15 protein-coding genes and 1 other annotated feature (1 of these 16 cut by a window edge) are annotated in these 14,958 nt (G+C 39.6%); of the genes, 2 read left to right on the top strand and 13 right to left on the bottom strand.

All coding sequences use genetic code 11. The features are described from left to right. Positions 1–140: a binding site (T-box leader), on the bottom strand; it reaches 173 nt to the left of the window's first position. A 345-nt stretch (positions 141–485) separates the two neighbouring features. The 3 genes from ACIQXI_RS01960 to ACIQXI_RS01950 form a co-directional block, all read right to left on the bottom strand. Beyond that, entirely contained in the window at positions 486–683 is a 198-nt protein-coding gene (locus ACIQXI_RS01960) for a hypothetical protein (protein WP_402921066.1), read from the bottom strand. A gap of 252 nt (positions 684–935) precedes the next feature. After that, positions 936–3,203 carry a protein translocase subunit SecDF gene (secDF, locus tag ACIQXI_RS01955; protein ID WP_402921063.1) on the bottom strand — a complete coding sequence of 756 codons (2,268 nt, stop codon included), beginning with the start codon at positions 3,201–3,203 and terminating at the stop codon, positions 936–938. A 355-nt stretch (positions 3,204–3,558) separates the two neighbouring features. After that, positions 3,559–3,897 carry a post-transcriptional regulator gene (locus ACIQXI_RS01950; protein ID WP_402921060.1) on the bottom strand — a complete coding sequence of 113 codons (339 nt, stop codon included), beginning with the start codon at positions 3,895–3,897 and terminating at the stop codon, positions 3,559–3,561. Between the two features lie 93 nt (positions 3,898–3,990). On the opposite strand from ACIQXI_RS01950, the gene ACIQXI_RS01945 reads away from it, so the two are divergent. Then, entirely contained in the window at positions 3,991–5,508 is a 1,518-nt protein-coding gene (locus tag ACIQXI_RS01945; protein WP_402921057.1) for a putative polysaccharide biosynthesis protein, read from the top strand. Here the strand turns inward: ACIQXI_RS01945 and ACIQXI_RS01940 are convergent. The 8 genes from ACIQXI_RS01940 to ACIQXI_RS01905 form a co-directional block, all read right to left on the bottom strand. Then, positions 5,505–6,140, bottom strand: coding sequence for a DUF421 domain-containing protein (locus tag ACIQXI_RS01940; RefSeq protein WP_402921054.1), 636 nt, complete (start codon positions 6,138–6,140; stop codon positions 5,505–5,507). The two genes, ACIQXI_RS01945 and ACIQXI_RS01940, sit on opposite strands and share 4 nt — an antisense overlap. 141 nt (positions 6,141–6,281) lie before the next feature. Further along, the gene (gene yajC, locus ACIQXI_RS01935) at positions 6,282–6,548 is read right to left on the bottom strand and encodes a preprotein translocase subunit YajC (protein ID WP_402925616.1); all 267 of its coding nucleotides are present in this window, start codon (positions 6,546–6,548) and stop codon (positions 6,282–6,284) included. 146 nt (positions 6,549–6,694) lie between these two features. Continuing rightward, entirely contained in the window at positions 6,695–7,840 is a 1,146-nt protein-coding gene (gene tgt, locus ACIQXI_RS01930; RefSeq protein WP_402921051.1) for a tRNA guanosine(34) transglycosylase Tgt, read from the bottom strand. A gap of 91 nt (positions 7,841–7,931) precedes the next feature. Beyond that, on the bottom strand, positions 7,932–8,978 hold the full coding sequence (queA, locus tag ACIQXI_RS01925; RefSeq protein WP_402921048.1) for a tRNA preQ1(34) S-adenosylmethionine ribosyltransferase-isomerase QueA: 1,047 nt from the start codon (positions 8,976–8,978) through the stop codon (positions 7,932–7,934). An 18-nt stretch (positions 8,979–8,996) separates the two neighbouring features. After that, positions 8,997–10,001: a Holliday junction branch migration DNA helicase RuvB gene (ruvB, locus tag ACIQXI_RS01920; RefSeq protein ID WP_402921045.1), complete on the bottom strand. Its 1,005-nt coding sequence runs from the start codon at positions 9,999–10,001 to the stop codon at positions 8,997–8,999. Positions 10,002–10,019: 18 nt separating this feature from the next. Further along, on the bottom strand, positions 10,020–10,640 hold the full coding sequence (gene ruvA, locus ACIQXI_RS01915) for a Holliday junction branch migration protein RuvA (RefSeq protein ID WP_402921042.1): 621 nt from the start codon (positions 10,638–10,640) through the stop codon (positions 10,020–10,022). 113 nt (positions 10,641–10,753) lie between these two features. Next, entirely contained in the window at positions 10,754–11,587 is an 834-nt protein-coding gene (locus tag ACIQXI_RS01910; protein ID WP_402925614.1) for a phosphotransferase, read from the bottom strand. A gap of 34 nt (positions 11,588–11,621) precedes the next feature. Next, on the bottom strand, positions 11,622–12,710 hold the full coding sequence (locus ACIQXI_RS01905) for a LysM peptidoglycan-binding domain-containing protein (protein ID WP_402921039.1): 1,089 nt from the start codon (positions 12,708–12,710) through the stop codon (positions 11,622–11,624). Between the two features lie 143 nt (positions 12,711–12,853). Between ACIQXI_RS01905 and ACIQXI_RS01900 the strand changes: the two genes are divergently transcribed. Continuing rightward, positions 12,854–13,384, top strand: a complete 531-nt coding sequence (locus tag ACIQXI_RS01900) for a transcription repressor NadR (RefSeq protein WP_402921036.1) — start codon at positions 12,854–12,856, stop codon at positions 13,382–13,384. A gap of 217 nt (positions 13,385–13,601) precedes the next feature. Here ACIQXI_RS01900 and ACIQXI_RS01895 read toward each other — a convergent pair whose 3' ends face one another. Together ACIQXI_RS01895 and pheA are read right to left on the bottom strand one after the other, a co-directional pair. Further along, positions 13,602–13,994 (bottom strand): thiol-disulfide oxidoreductase DCC family protein, encoded by a 393-nt coding sequence (locus ACIQXI_RS01895; protein WP_402921033.1) that lies wholly within the window; start codon positions 13,992–13,994, stop codon positions 13,602–13,604. 22 nt (positions 13,995–14,016) lie between these two features. Further along, positions 14,017–14,895: a prephenate dehydratase gene (gene pheA, locus ACIQXI_RS01890; protein WP_402921030.1), complete on the bottom strand. Its 879-nt coding sequence runs from the start codon at positions 14,893–14,895 to the stop codon at positions 14,017–14,019. Positions 14,896–14,958: the final 63 nt, after the last annotated feature.

The raw sequence follows: 14,958 nt of genomic DNA, 5'->3' as shown, positions 1-14,958 counted from the left end.
CCGATAACGTGGGGAATCCGTTTGCTATTCTGCATAGCAACTCTCATAAGTCCATTCACATAAGCTACAAATCAGTTTTCACCGCCCACTGACTCTCTAAATTGCACACTTATGCTACTACTCTTATTCAACAATTTCTCAGCTATTCTCGTCTATGCTCTGCTCATCTGTTCTTAGGCTAATCTCGCTCCCGAGACTTTCTACCATATCCGAACGAAAAGTTAGCCTTATTCTATGCCAACCTACAATAATTGTCAACCAATTCTGACGAAAAGATGATTTTCTTTTTTCCTTCTTTATTGCCATCTAAGCACTAAACCTTTCTTGTTCATAGACACTAAGCTTTTCGTTTCAGTATGCTCGCTTTTCGCGGAGTATGGCGTAAGCCTCCTCCTGGGCAGACCTCCACTACATAATATTGCGTAATATCCATAAAAAAAGCGGCTGTAGATAGTTTCGTCTACAGCCTGAAAACACTAGTTTGCCTAGTATTTGTGATTATTTTTTTCTACTTTCACTTTATTATTTTTAGATAATAGCACCATTAAAATGGTGGCTGCCAACACTAAAATTACTAGTAGAATCATTCTTTTAATTAAATCTAGCTCATTATTAATTATTAAAAAACCTGTTGCTAACCCAACAACGATAGCTAAAAACGTCATTAAAAAGCTTGTCTTCATAAATCATCCCTCTTTCTCTAATTTGTTTTTATGATGAAGCTGAAACTTTTGAGCATAGATAAAATACATATACCCTAAAAAGCCTTTAATAAGTTATTAACCTTGCACACGTTACAGGAAGAACATCTTGTTCATTCTAATTTAGCAAAACTTATTTTTTTAATCAATTAACACCCTAGCTGCCAGTAGTTTTCAAACGCACAAAAAGAGCCCTCTCAACAATAGTTGAGAATGGCTCTTTTAATGTTGTGATTAAACAGTAGGTTCGTCAGTTCCCCATTGTTTTTTCTCTTTTTTACGTAATTGACCATCTGATTTTTTCATCTCACGCACTTTTAATGAGTACCAGATTTGGGCTGCAATACAGATAGATGAATACATCCCTGTAATTAAACCAATTAATAACGCAATAGAGAATGTTTCAATAGATGGTGCACCGAAAATAAGAAGTGACACCACTACGATAATTACTGTTAACACCGTATTAACCGAACGGCCCATCGTTTGACGTAACGATTTATTAACAATGTTTGCTAAAACTTCACGGTCTTTAATTGTATCGTATTGCTCTAAGTTTTCACGCATCCGGTCAAATGTAACAATGGTATCGTTAATAGAGTAACCAACAATTGTCAGGACGGCTGCGATAAACGTAATGTCTACTTCTAAACGCATAAAACTAAAGACAGCAATAATTAGGAATACGTCATGCAGAAGCGATACAATCGCACCAACACCCATGCGCCATTCAAAGCGAATTGCTACATAAATGATGATACCTAGTGCAGCAAGTACTAATGCTTTAATAGCATTTTTTACAAGCTCTTTACCGATTGTAGGAGAAACGGTACTTACGCCAGGCTCATGGCCATATTTCTCGCCTGCAACTTTTTTGAATTTTAAAATGTCACTTTGTGATAAATCATCTTTATAACGGATAACCGCCATTTTACTTTTCTCACCTGAAAGGACAATATCATCAGATGGGAAACCGATGCTAGACACATAAGTTGAAACTTCTTCTTTTGTTAACGTTTGATCCGCTTCAATTTGCACGCGCGTACCGCTTGAGAAGTCAATCCCAAGATTCAAACGGAAAATACCTAGTACGATAATCCCGGCAACAAAAATAGCCATAGAGAACGTATAGAATTTTTTGCGGTTGTGTACAAAGTCAAAACGGTCAAATTTCGTTGATAAATCTAATGTACCGATATTTTCATCCAAGCTATGTTGTTTAGATTTTGGAATACCAAACCATGCTGGATTATTAAAGTAACCGCTGTTCACAAGCAATCCAAGTAGCACACGAGAACCCCAAACAGCTGTTAGGAAGCTTAGTAAAATACTAATAATTAATGTTGTTGCAAATCCTTTAACAGAACTTGTCCCGAAATAGAATAATACTGCTGCTGCTAATAATGTTGTTAACTGTGCATCGACAATCGCTGATAACGATTGTTTGGAACCAAGCTGGAATGCTTGTTTGACAGAATAACCAACACGTAGCTCTTCTCGAATACGTTCTGCGGCAAGAATATTGGCATCGACTGCCATCCCTATACCGAGCACGATCGCGGCAATACCAGGCAATGTCAAAACAGCATTAATCCAGTCGAACACAACAAGGACTAGGAATGTAAAGACTGCAAGGGTAATGATTGAAATAAAACCAGGTAAACGGTAGTAGAATAGCATAAATAGGAAGATGACTATTACACCGACAATACCTGCAAACACTGTGCTTTTCAATGCTTGGTCACCAAATTGAGCGCCTACTGATGTAGAATATATCTCCTTCAGCTTCACTGGTAGTGCCCCTGCATTTAAAATACCTGCTAAATTTTTTGTTTCCTCAACAGTAAAATTACCGCTAATCATAACATCCGTTGTATTTAATGTTTGGCTAACTGTTGCTGCAGATGCATAGCGAGGTTTCGCTTTTTGTGATTCTGCTTTATAAGAATCGACACCTTCTTCAAAGTCTAACCAAACAACAAGTAAATTTTGGCCTTGTGGTTTGGCAGCAATTTTACTTGTAATATCCGCAAATTTTTTCGCATCTTTTAACGTTAATGACACAATAGGACGGTTTTGTTGGTCAAAGGAATCCTTCGCACCATCAGCTTTTAAATCATCACCATCTAATAGTAAATTATCATCGACATCACGGAATGTTAAATTCGCAGAAGTAGATAACATTTTACGAGCGGATTCTTGATCTTCAACCCCCGCTAATTGCACACGAATACGGTTTTTGTCTTCAACCTGAATGCTCGGTTCACTTACGCCGAGTGCATTGACACGGTTGCCGAGAGCTGTTGCCGTTGCCGTAACAATTTCCGGTGTAATTTTTTGTCCTTCTTTTAATTCTTTGACCTCATAAAGTACTTCAAACCCGCCTTGTAAATCAAGACCAAGCTTAATGTCCTTTAAGACGCCTTGTGCAGTCGTACCCATGGTTGAAAAGAATAACACCATTAGCAGCACGAACGCCACAATTCGACTTCTTAATTTCATCTATAAATCCTCCTCGAATTGGTGCAAGGGCATCCCTTACACTGCAAACAAGTATACTAGCAATACCTTTTGAAACCTGAATTCCTCCTTTTCCTCTAGAATCATGTAGCCTGTGCTTCAAAAGGTTTGCTTACTTATTTCAATCGTTCAATAACGCGCAATTCCCGTACTAATAGAAGATGTACTTCCATTTCATTATGAATAGTAAGCGGAACATTTATGTAGGGAAATAAAAAACCCTTACCACTTTTACTGCCTGTTTTTTTCGACATGGCTTGTACAAAGTAAAAAAGCGCAACACACTTATTATGAAACACGTTGCGCTTGGTGTCAATTCAACACTGTAGTATTCTTATTAATCTTTTACAGAACCGACAAATTCTTCTTGTGTTTTTAATGGCCCAAGCAATGATTTTAATTCTTCCGTGTTTATTTCTGCAAACCAATCATCACTTTGCAAAAACTCTACTTGGTTGAAAGATACAATATCAGAAGGTGATACTGCAAAAATAGTAGCGATAATCTCATATAAGCGCATTTGTTCAATATTTTTTTTGCGCCATTTCTTTTCTACACAAAAACGCCATAATTCTTCTGCGGTGATCGCATCATATTTATAATACCGAAACTCTGCAATCTTACTATCAATTGCCGGACGAATTTTTTCAAATAGTTGTGCATGTTGCATACTCATTTTGAATCATCTCCAATCAAAGTTGTATCGTAAGAAGTAATTGCATACAAATAGTGTAAATGAATTTTTGCGGCTTGAGAAGGGACGGATGGCATGAGTTCTTTTGTTCGAGGTACACTATTTTTAATGTTTGTTATTTTTTTATCTAAACTTTTTGGCTTCTTTTATAGAATGCAGTTTATGCGTATTGCGGGTGAAGAAGCAGTCGGCATTTATATGACCGCCTATCCTGCATTTATTTTCTTCATCTCACTCATTCAACTTGGACTACCTATCGCTGTTGCTAAAATTGTAGCAGAATTACTAGCAAAAAATAAGCGAGAAAGCATTTTTGGCGTTATGCGTACAGCAATCATTTGGTCATTTATTGGTATGATTGTTTTTATGCCACTCCTTGCACTGACAATACCTTATATTTCTACTACGCTGTTACATAATGAACAAACAACTATTACACTGTGGATTGCACTCTTTGCTGTGCCTGTTTCAGTTGGTTCAGGATTACTACGCGCTTATTTACAAGGCGTTGCGAAAATCACACCAACTGCTTGGGCACAAATGCTTGAACAAGTTGTTCGTATTGGATTTATTACCTTTATGTTACCGCTAGTTGCTGCTTATAATAATGCCGCTATTACTGCAGCATCTGCCATGGGAATTACGCTGTTAGCCGAAGTCGTTGCTTTCTTGTATTTATGGCTCCATTACACGGTTTCTAAGAAAAAATTATTACCTAAAAAGAGCAAAGTGGAATCCTACCCTGCTTCACCTATGCTTCGGGTTGCGGTGCCTTCAGCAGGAAGCAAGCTCTTTGGCTCTTTCACTTGGTTTTTAGAGCCTATCATTTTTTTAAAGGCATTGACGATGGCAGGATTGACTGCATCGGCTGCTACCATTTTATATGGCGTTATTTCCGGTGTTTTAGTGCCCCTACTACTATTTCCTGCTTTTGTCTCTACCGCATTGTCCATTGTCCTGATCCCTGCAGTTAGTGATGCCGTCGCACGCCAACATAACGCACTATTACAAGAGCGAATTTCTGTTTCGTTACGCCTATCTTCCTTGGTCGGTTGCTTCGCTGCCACGTACTTTTTCGTGCACGGGGACGACTTAGCAATGAAATTATTTCATTTAGAAGAAAATAGAGGCTATGTGAAAATTTTAGCTCCCATTTTTTATTTTTATTATATTCAAAGTCCACTTCATTCAATTTTACAAGCCGTTGGTGAAGCTCGTGCTGCCATGATGAATTCGATTTATGGTGGTCTTGGAAAATTGTTCGTTATGTTTGTACTGGCCTCCCAACCTGGCATTCAGGAAAAAGGCGCAGTAGTGGCAATTGGCTTTGGCGTTTTATTAACATCGTTCTTGCATATCGCGACCGTGAGACAACGCAAAAATTTACGTGCGGGCTTCCGCATGTTTGTTGTTCCTTATAGTTGTTTTATTGCAGTTTGTATTGCTCAATATTTCTTTATGCAAATAATGCCACTACCATTGCTTTTAAGTAGCTGTGTTACTTTATTTTTACTATTTACGCTATTATTAATGACTAACCAATTACGTTTTACAGACTTCCACTATCTTCGTAAATTAGCGAAGAAGGTTTAATGTTCCTTCAATTGGATATGAAGTCGACTGTCCTCCCATATACAAAAGAACACAGTATTACTATCATGGATATTGTTTTTAGCTAACTCAGCCATTAACCAATCCACATCTTTATGGATTAGTAATAAATGTCGATCTTGTATATCACCATCAATAATAAGTGGATAGACAAATGCCTTTTCATCTTTTTTATACACTGAAAGATTGCCTGAAGGCTCTAAATAGGCATACGCTATTTCAGTCACAGAAGAGATCCCATTTTCTCGTAGTTGCTGACATAGATCATCTAAATTATAGCGATGCTTGCGCATTTCACTTTCTTGGATGATCCCGTCTTTTACGAGCAGAGCTGGATCTCCGTCAACTAAATCACGTATTTTTTTATTTTTTAATGATAGATAAGCACTTAATATTTGGATAAAGAGCAAAATAATAATTGGTAAAATGGCATTAAATAATGGATTTTCGTAATCATCAAGTGCAAAAGCTGCAACTTCTGCAATTAAGACGAACACGACTAAATCAATTACGGATAGTTCACCCACTTCACGCTTACCCATTAAACGAAAGACGATTAGTATAAACACATATAAAAAGCATGTTCTAAATATAATTGTCAAATATTCTTCCATACAGACACCCCCACCTTATCAAGGTGACCGTATCGGCAGCTTTTTATACAAAAAGCCATGTCAAAAATGTATTCTTTTCGACATAGCTTTGAAAATTGCAAAGGCGTTGTCCAAAATTATTTGGGACAACGCCTTATAAGATTATGCTTGGTCCTTTACGACACGTCCAATTGCTTGGCGGTCAAATTTAACGCGCACATTATCAGCGATCACTAACGTGACACCAGTGTCCTCGATTGAGTCAATAACACCATGCAAGCCACCGATTGTAATAACTTTATCTCCGCGCTGTAAGCTACTTTGCATATTTTGTGTTTCTTGCTGTCTCTTTTTAGCAGGACGGATTAAAATGAACCACATTGCCACGAACATTAAAATGATCGGTGCAAAACCTAATATCGATTCCATATTCAATTACTAGCCCCCTTTCCAAATCTCACTTTTTTAGTATAGACTATTTCACCCTAAAAAAGCGATGGACAAGCCCAAAAATTTTCTATATTATCAATAGTTTTTCTATAACAGGTAAATATTCGCTAAACCACATTCCATTTTTAGAAGTTTTTTGCATCCGGTCCGTTAAAACCGTATTTTTCAAAAAACGCTTCACGAAAATCACCAAGGCGATCTTCACGAATAGCCTGACGCACTTGCTTCATAAGATTCAGTAAAAAATGTAAGTTGTGATAAGAAGTTAAACGAATACCAAATGTCTCTTCTGTACGTATTAAATGACGTACATAAGCACGAGAATAGTTTTTACACGTATAGCAATCACAGTTTGGATCAATAGGACCGAAATCACGTGCATATTTAGCATTTTTCACGACTAAACGGCCTTCTGATGTCATTAATGTCCCATTACGAGCAATTCGCGTTGGTAATACGCAGTCAAACATATCAATGCCGCGAATTGCACCATCGATAAGCGAATCTGGTGAACCAACACCCATTAAATAACGAGGCTTATTTTCTGGCATTAATGGTGTTGTAAATTCTAGCACTCGATTCATGACATCTTTCGGCTCACCAACTGATAAACCACCGATTGCATATCCTGGGAAATCAAGCTCTACTAAAGCTTCCGCTGAACGGCGGCGTAATTCTTCGTATTCTCCACCTTGAATAATGCCAAATAAACCTTGATCTTCTGGACGTGCGTGCGCTTCTTTGCAACGTTTTGCCCAGCGAGTTGTTCGGTCAACAGATTTTAACATATAGTCATAGGTTGCAGGATAAGGTGGGCATTCATCAAACGCCATCATAATATCTGATCCTAAATCATTTTGAATTTCCATCGCTTTTTCTGGGCTTAAAAACAGCTTATCCCCGTTTAAATGATTGCGGAAATGGACGCCTTCCTCTTCAATCTTACGGAATTGGCTTAGCGAGAATACTTGGAAGCCACCTGAATCCGTTAAAATTGGACGATCCCAGTTCATAAATTTATGCAAGCCGCCTGCTTCTTTCACAATATCATTACCTGGACGCAGCCATAAATGATACGTATTTGATAAAATAATGCCCGCATTCATTTCTTTTAATTCCTCTGGGGACATTGTTTTAACAGTTGCTTGCGTGCCCACAGGCATAAATGCTGGCGTTTCAAATGAGCCGTGTGGAGTATGCACGATGCCAAGTCGTGCCCCTGTTTGCTTACATGTATGAAGTAATTCATAACGAATTGCTGGTTGTGTCATAAAATAATAAATCCTCTCTTATCTAAAGTAAAAACAGTACTTCGATGTTATTCTTGATTATTCTTTTGAACAAATCATTTTTTACAAAAGTTTATTTTTGTTGTGAACGTGGACGTATAAACATAGCGTCGCCAAAACTAAAGAAGCGATATTTTTCTTCCACAGCTTGATTGTAGGCGCTTAAAATCGTATCCTTCGTCGCAAGTGTACTAACGAGCATCACTAATGTCGATTTTGGTAAATGGAAGTTTGTAATTAAACCATCCACAATTGTAAATTGATAGCCTGGATAAATGAAAATTGATGTCCACCCTTGCTCTGCACGCACTTCCCCATATTTAGAGCCAATAGTTTCAAGCGTACGAGTAGATGTTGTACCGACAGCGATAACATGTCCTCCATTTGCTTTCACACGGTTAATGGTAGCTGCCGCTTCTTCTGTCACACTGTAAAATTCAGCATGCATTTCATGATTTTCGATAGAGTCTACGCTCACTGGACGGAATGTCCCAAGACCAACATGCAATGTGATAAAAACAATTTCAACGCCTTTAGCACGCACTTGTTCTAATAATTCTTGCGTAAAATGAAGCCCTGCTGTTGGTGCTGCAGCCGAGCCACGCTCTTTCGCATAGACTGTTTGATAACGCTCACTATCATCTAATTTTTCTCGAATATAGGGTGGCAATGGCATTTCGCCAAGTTGCTCTAATATTTCATAAAAAATACCATCGTATTGAAACTCAAACATACGACCGCCGTGATCTAGCTCAGCTGTACAAGTAGCAGTTAATAAACCGTCACCAAATGTCACAACAGTTCCCACTTTCACGCGTTTCGCCGGCTTGACAAGTGTTTCCCATTCATCAGTGCCTGCAGTTTGCTTTAAAAGCAACACTTCAATATGTGCACCTGTTTCTTCTTTCACACCCATTAAACGTGCCGGTAATACTCTTGTATCATTCAATACAAGACAGTCACCTGCTTGTAGTTCATCTACTATATGAGCGAAGTGATGATGCTCAACTTTTTCTGAGCCCGGTGTCACGACCATTAAACGACTTGCCGTACGATCGACAAGTGGGGTTTGTGCAATAAGCTCCTCTGGTAATTCAAAATCAAAATCTTCTACACGCATGAAAAAAACTTCCTTCTTTTATGTTTGTTGTGGATAGTCATATCCAAAATGTTCGTAAGCAAGATGCGTTGCAACACGCCCACGCGGAGTACGTTGAATAAAGCCTATTTGCATTAAATAAGGCTCGTACACATCTTCTATCGTTACACGTTCTTCACCGATGGAGGCAGCAAGCGTATCTAAACCTACTGGGCCACCACGGAAGCGCTCAATCATATTGGTCACAAGCTTATGGTCAATATGGTCAAGCCCTCTAGGATCGACTTGTAAAAGCTCTAGCGCTTGCTTGGCAAGGTCCTCCGTTATCATACCATCTCCAAGCACTTGTGCATAATCTCGCACTCGTTTTAGTAAACGGTTTGCGATTCGGGGTGTACCACGTGAGCGCCTTGCCATTTCACTTGCTGCTACTTGTTCAATATCCACATCAAATAAATGGGCACTTCTGACAACAATTTCAGCAAGTGATGGATTATCGTAATACTCTAATCGTAGCAGTACACCAAACCGGTCTCGCAATGGAGCAGACAATGCGCCCGCTCTTGTCGTTGCCCCAACGAGGGTAAACGGTGGCAAATCAAGACGGACAGAACGGGCTTCAGGGCCTTTTCCAACAACTATGTCTAAACAAAAATCCTCCATTGCTGGGTACAGCACCTCTTCAATTGCACGTGGGAGACGATGAATTTCATCAATAAATAACACATCTCCCGGTTCCAGCGAGCTTAAAATTGCCGCTAAATCTCCTGGACGTTCAATGGCAGGACCACTCGTCATACGAACATTAACATTCATTTCATTTGCAATTACCACGGCTAATGTCGTCTTTCCCAATCCAGGAGGACCATATAATAGTACATGATCTAAACTTTCCTGACGAAGCTTCGCCGCTTCAATGAAAATTTGTAAATTCTCTTTTACCTTCTGTTGCCCAATATACTGTGTTAATTTTTGAGGTCTTAGAGATAATTCAAATTGTTCATCGTATTTGCCCGCTTCACTTGCTATCATGCGTTCTGACATGTACCTGCCCCCCTTTTGTTATTTTAACTTTAATAGCAGCTGCAATGCTTGCTTCATGTAGGCATCTGTTGTTTCAAGTTTGTCATTGTCTTCAAGTTGCGGTCGGATTTTTGCAAGCTCTTTTTCTGAATAACCAAGTGCCATTAATGCTAAAATGGCTTCTTCTAGTTCATGCTTATGCGGATTGACACCAAATAACGGTAACTCATCTTCTGCACTAGGTAACTCAATTGTCTCTAGTAAAGAGCCAAGTTTACCTTTTAAATCTAGAATCATTTGACGAGCAGTCTTTTTGCCGACACCTGGGAATTTCACTAAAAATGCTTCGTCTTCACGTTCGATGGCGCTAATTACTTGTTGTGGATTGCCAGTTGCTAAAATCGCTAGCGCACCTTTAGGTCCAATACCCGACACTAAAATTAATTTGCGGAATAGTTCTCGTTGATCCAAATTTGGAAAGCCATACAATACTTGAGCATCTTCACGAACATGCAATTGAACGTAAATTTGTTGTTCTGCTGCTGACGTTCGAAAGGCAAATGGATTCGGTGTATTCAGTTGCCACCCAATGCCATGTTGCTCAAGTACGATATACTCAGGCGTTATACGTACTATTTGTCCTTTTAAATAATCATACATGGTAAATCCCTCACATTCATCGTCTTCGATTATAGCATATAGCGAACGAATGCTCGACTATATTCAATGGCGAAAATGCCGTTCACATACAAAAATGACCGCCTCGGAGACGGTCATTTCTTCATCACTCTATCAATATCGTACCACAGTTTTGGCCAGTATGTTAAGGCTCGCTTCGTAAACGGTATTAAATAATCTAAAAAAACTAGCTGTTGTTCCAACGGCAAGTCTATAGCAAATAACCATTCTCGCAACAGCTCATTCGGAAATTTTAAGCGATGGTACTTTCTCTTATCTAACCGTTGAAGCTCTGGTAATTCTTTTAAAAGACTATCAAAATCATAATCTACTGCCGGCAACACTCGATGCAACCATAATATATATTCATCATCTGCTTCTCCTAGGTGTGCTAAATCAAAATCAATTAAGCGCAATTCACCATCTGTACACCATAAGAAATTATGATGAACAACATCGCCATGCAACAGTGTTATATCTTTTTCCGGCACATCTTCTAGTTCCATTAACTGCAAAGCCTTTTCACTAAAGTGAATAATTTGCTCCACTTCTTCTTTTGTTAAAAATGCACGAAATTCACTCCGTCTGCTTTTAAAGCGCATGTGTCGCATCTGCCATTTTAAAAGCTGTGAGAAGGTATGCAGACCTGGTACTCGTTGCCACGCAATTTTTTGATTTGTATCATGTAAGGAATTTAATAGCTTAAGCGATTGTTCTCTATCTTTTTTATGGGCAAAATTCGCACTGTGACTTCCCTCTTGCCACATTTGAACGATTAGTTGCTCATCATCACTTTTAACTAAAGGCAGGACGAGTGAGGGCTCTAGTCGTCCAAGTTGGCGATGAATTGCCCTCACCTTATTCGCTATTTCTAGCTGTTTTGCTCGTTTTACAAAATAATGCTTGGATTGATATTTATACTTCCAAATATTAGGTTTTACTTCCTCGACAATATACGCTTTTTTACCATCGATAAGGCGTCATCCCGCCTGGGAAATAGTGCGGTGACATCCATGGTCCTCCTGAAGGACATGGCGGCGGGCAGTGACAAGGGTCAAATTGCCAATTAGGCATTGGCATCATGACAGGTTGTGATCCACATCCACAAGGTTGCCCCATACCATGTTGTGCACCACATCCGCAAGTTTGACCCATGCCATGTTGTGCGCCGCATCCGCAAGATTGGCCCATGCCATGTTGTGCGCCACATCCGCAAGTTTGACCCATCGGCATCATTGGCATCATTGGCATCTGATCGTATTGTGGTTGCATTTGTGGCTCATTAAAGAATGGTGATGAGCTCGATTCTAAGAAATTCGCACCTTCAACTTGTTGTGGCATCGGATGTTGTGGCATTGCACATGGCATAGGTTGTTGTGGCATTGCATAAGCCTCAACTTGCGGTTGCATAGGCATATGCCACCACATTTGCTGATGCATTGGATGATGCATTGGCTGATGACAGCTAGAGCAATGTGGCACCATTGGCATTTGTGGTACATAGTGAACCGGTGGTGGTGCTGGTGCTGGCGGCGGTGGCGGCGGTGCTGGCTGAGCTACTGGTGGCGCTGGCGGCGGTGGTGCTGGTTGCGGCATCTGCGGCATCTGCGGCATTACTAATTGTTGATTCCAGCTCAATTCTACTGGCTGTGGCATCCACATCGGTTGCTGTGGTTGCGGCATTGGCATCGGCATCGGGATTGGTATAGGAATCATCTGTGGCTCAGGCATTGGCATTGGTGCTGGTGGTTGAATAACAATAGGTGGTGGTGCAGGCATCGGCTTTTGCACCTCTTTTTTGATACTTTCCTTGCTTGGTCTTGGCTGTGTAGGCATCTCTTTATGCATTTGCGATTCCTTATGTGTTTCTTTATGTGGCTCTCTATGTGTCTCTTTGTTTATTTTTTCAGGCAAAATAATTTCCATGCCGGGAACAATATAATCAGGGTTGGCAAGATGAGCATTGAGTCGCTTTAAGTCCTCAAACGAAATACCGTACTCCTTCGCAATCTTCCACAATGTATCTCCCTTTTGAACAATATGAATACGCAATTTTTTCCTCCCTTCCTCTCTACGTATCATATGTTCAATGTTTCATTTGGATACAAAAAATTCGCGCATGGTGGAAATGCTTCATGGTACACTAATGCTTAAGGAATAACGTTTCCTTTATTACTAAGCAGAGGTGATCTTTTATGAAAAAAATGTTAGGCGAGGAACGCCGACTGCAACTTTTAGAAATGCTAAAAAAAAGTAACACACCTATCACTGGGACAGACTTTGCTAAATTTGCTAATGTTTCTAGACAAGTCATTGTCAATGATATGACATTATTAAAAGCTAGAAATGAACCCATTATTGCAACTAGCCAAGGTTATATTTATATGCATCAAGAGCAACTTGTTCATACTGTTGAACGAACAATCCCATGTTTTCACTCACCTGAAGACGCCAAAGATGAATTGCTAACAATTGTGGACTGCGGTGGTACGGTGAAAAATGTCATTGTTGAGCATCCCATCTACGGTGAAATTACCGCTTCTTTCATGGTCTCCAATCGGCATGAAGTTGAACAATTTGTACAGCGTGTAAACGACACACAGGCTAGCTACTTATCTGCACTTACAGGCGGCACTCATCTTCATGTTATTTCAGCACCTTCTGTTGAAACTTTAGACTTAATTGAACAAACCTTGCAAAAAAAAGGCTATCTCGTGACTGATTAACAATTCACAGCTACGTACAGAATTGACAACGAATTCAGAATTGTTTGGGTGCCTGTCACTCAACATCAGAAGCCGCAACTGTCGCATTCGCGTCTCCAGTTGCGGCTTTTATTTTGTACATTTCCAAAAGTTCACGTACATTTTCACTTTAAATGAGATGCACCAATTAAACTGACATTAAATTCAGAATTGTTTGCGTGCCTGTCACTCTAAAAAGTCACTCCAGAAATCGCTCTCGTTGTGACGGTGTTGGTAATTGACAGACTTGCTTTTGGCCAAATAGGCGATAACGATTTTTAGCAAAAAGCTTATATGCGGCATTGCGTATAAAATTTGGTATAACAATCAGTCCGTAGCACACTGGCCATAAGCCATCTAAACGGCGACTAATTTTCAGTGCCGCTGTTGACTCAACATAAAATTTTCCTTGCTCAATGTAAACAACACTATCTATATTTACAGGTATTTTGTATTGTGCTAGTAACGCCTGCCCAACGTCACTCTGAAGCGAAGCAAATTTGAAAAATGCAGCTCGGTCGCGCTTCATTATAAATTGCACACTGCTATTACAAAAATGACAAACGCCATCAAATAATATAATGCCACCCACACAATTCACCTCTTCTAGCTTTTTATTCCTCGTCTGATGTTAAATACGTAAAGTATGTACCAAGGGATTTTACTTTGCAGCCAAGAGCCGCTAGCTCCTCCATTGCCCCTCGCATCATTGGTTCTTTTTCATCTGCTAAAACATCAATCATAAAGAAATAATCGCCAAGACCTGTTTTTAATGGCCGTGATTCAATTTTACTTAAATTTAATTGGCGCCATGCAAATACGGATAAAACTTGGTGTAAAGCCCCTGATCGGTCTGTCGGCAATGTAATCATAAAAGTTGTTTTTGCTTGCCCTTCTGATAACTCCTGTGGCAGCCGTTTGTTTTGCTTGGATAACACAAAGAAGCGAGTATGGTTAAAATGAAAATCATGGATATTGTCTTGCACGATATCTAGTCCGTATTTCGCTGCTGCTGCTGCATTCCCTACGGCTGCAATACAGTCATCTGGATTTTCCGAAACAAATTTTGCTGCCGCCGCTGTTGATGTAGTTTGATGTAACGGTACATCACTGAAACGGTAAAATAAATATTTATGGCACTGTGCCAACGCATGTGGATGTGAATAGACCCCTTTAATTGCTTGCCAATTGTCCTTTTGCGCTTTATTGACCATTAAATGTTGTTGAATTTTTAGTTGTAGCTCACCAGTCACATAAAGTGTTGCCTCATGGAATAGATAATCGAGCGTCAATGGGACTGAGCCCTCCAGTGCATTTTCTAAAGGTACTACTGCTAAATCTACCTTGCCCTCTGCTACTGCCTCAATGCATTCAGGTATCGTTGCACATGGGACAAGCCAATCAGTTGGGAAGATAGATTTTGTTGCTAAATATGTAAATGATGCTTCTGGTCCTAAAAATGCAATTCGTTTCTCCCACTGCTGCTCTGTCATTGAAAATGACCTCCTTCACTATAACTTATAGAATATGAAACATTTTTAATGTTTGGAAAACTC

The organism is Lysinibacillus sp. NPDC097195, from assembly GCF_044762075.1.
In the GTDB taxonomy this organism is placed as follows: domain Bacteria; phylum Bacillota; class Bacilli; order Bacillales_A; family Planococcaceae; genus Lysinibacillus.
Note: the sequence above shows the minus strand (reverse complement) of the source record. Positions and strands in the feature narration are given on the sequence as shown.

What these genes read in the sequence shown, in the direction of transcription:
- queA (WP_402921048.1), bottom strand. Translation starts at nt 8,978, where the DNA reads ATGCGTGTAGAAGATTTTGATTTTGAATTACCAGAGGAGCTTATTGCA.
- ACIQXI_RS01945 (WP_402921057.1), top strand. Translation starts at nt 3,991, where the DNA reads ATGAGTTCTTTTGTTCGAGGTACACTATTTTTAATGTTTGTTATTTTT.
- ACIQXI_RS01900 (WP_402921036.1), top strand. Translation starts at nt 12,854, where the DNA reads ATGAAAAAAATGTTAGGCGAGGAACGCCGACTGCAACTTTTAGAAATG.
- tgt (WP_402921051.1), bottom strand. Translation starts at nt 7,840, where the DNA reads ATGACACAACCAGCAATTCGTTATGAATTACTTCATACATGTAAGCAA.
- yajC (WP_402925616.1), bottom strand. Translation starts at nt 6,548, where the DNA reads ATGGAATCGATATTAGGTTTTGCACCGATCATTTTAATGTTCGTGGCA.
- ACIQXI_RS01940 (WP_402921054.1), bottom strand. Translation starts at nt 6,140, where the DNA reads ATGGAAGAATATTTGACAATTATATTTAGAACATGCTTTTTATATGTG.
- pheA (WP_402921030.1), bottom strand. Translation starts at nt 14,895, where the DNA reads ATGACAGAGCAGCAGTGGGAGAAACGAATTGCATTTTTAGGACCAGAA.
- ACIQXI_RS01950 (WP_402921060.1), bottom strand. Translation starts at nt 3,897, where the DNA reads ATGAGTATGCAACATGCACAACTATTTGAAAAAATTCGTCCGGCAATT.
- ACIQXI_RS01960 (WP_402921066.1), bottom strand. Translation starts at nt 683, where the DNA reads ATGAAGACAAGCTTTTTAATGACGTTTTTAGCTATCGTTGTTGGGTTA.
- ruvB (WP_402921045.1), bottom strand. Translation starts at nt 10,001, where the DNA reads ATGTCAGAACGCATGATAGCAAGTGAAGCGGGCAAATACGATGAACAA.
- ruvA (WP_402921042.1), bottom strand. Translation starts at nt 10,640, where the DNA reads ATGTATGATTATTTAAAAGGACAAATAGTACGTATAACGCCTGAGTAT.
- secDF (WP_402921063.1), bottom strand. Translation starts at nt 3,203, where the DNA reads ATGAAATTAAGAAGTCGAATTGTGGCGTTCGTGCTGCTAATGGTGTTA.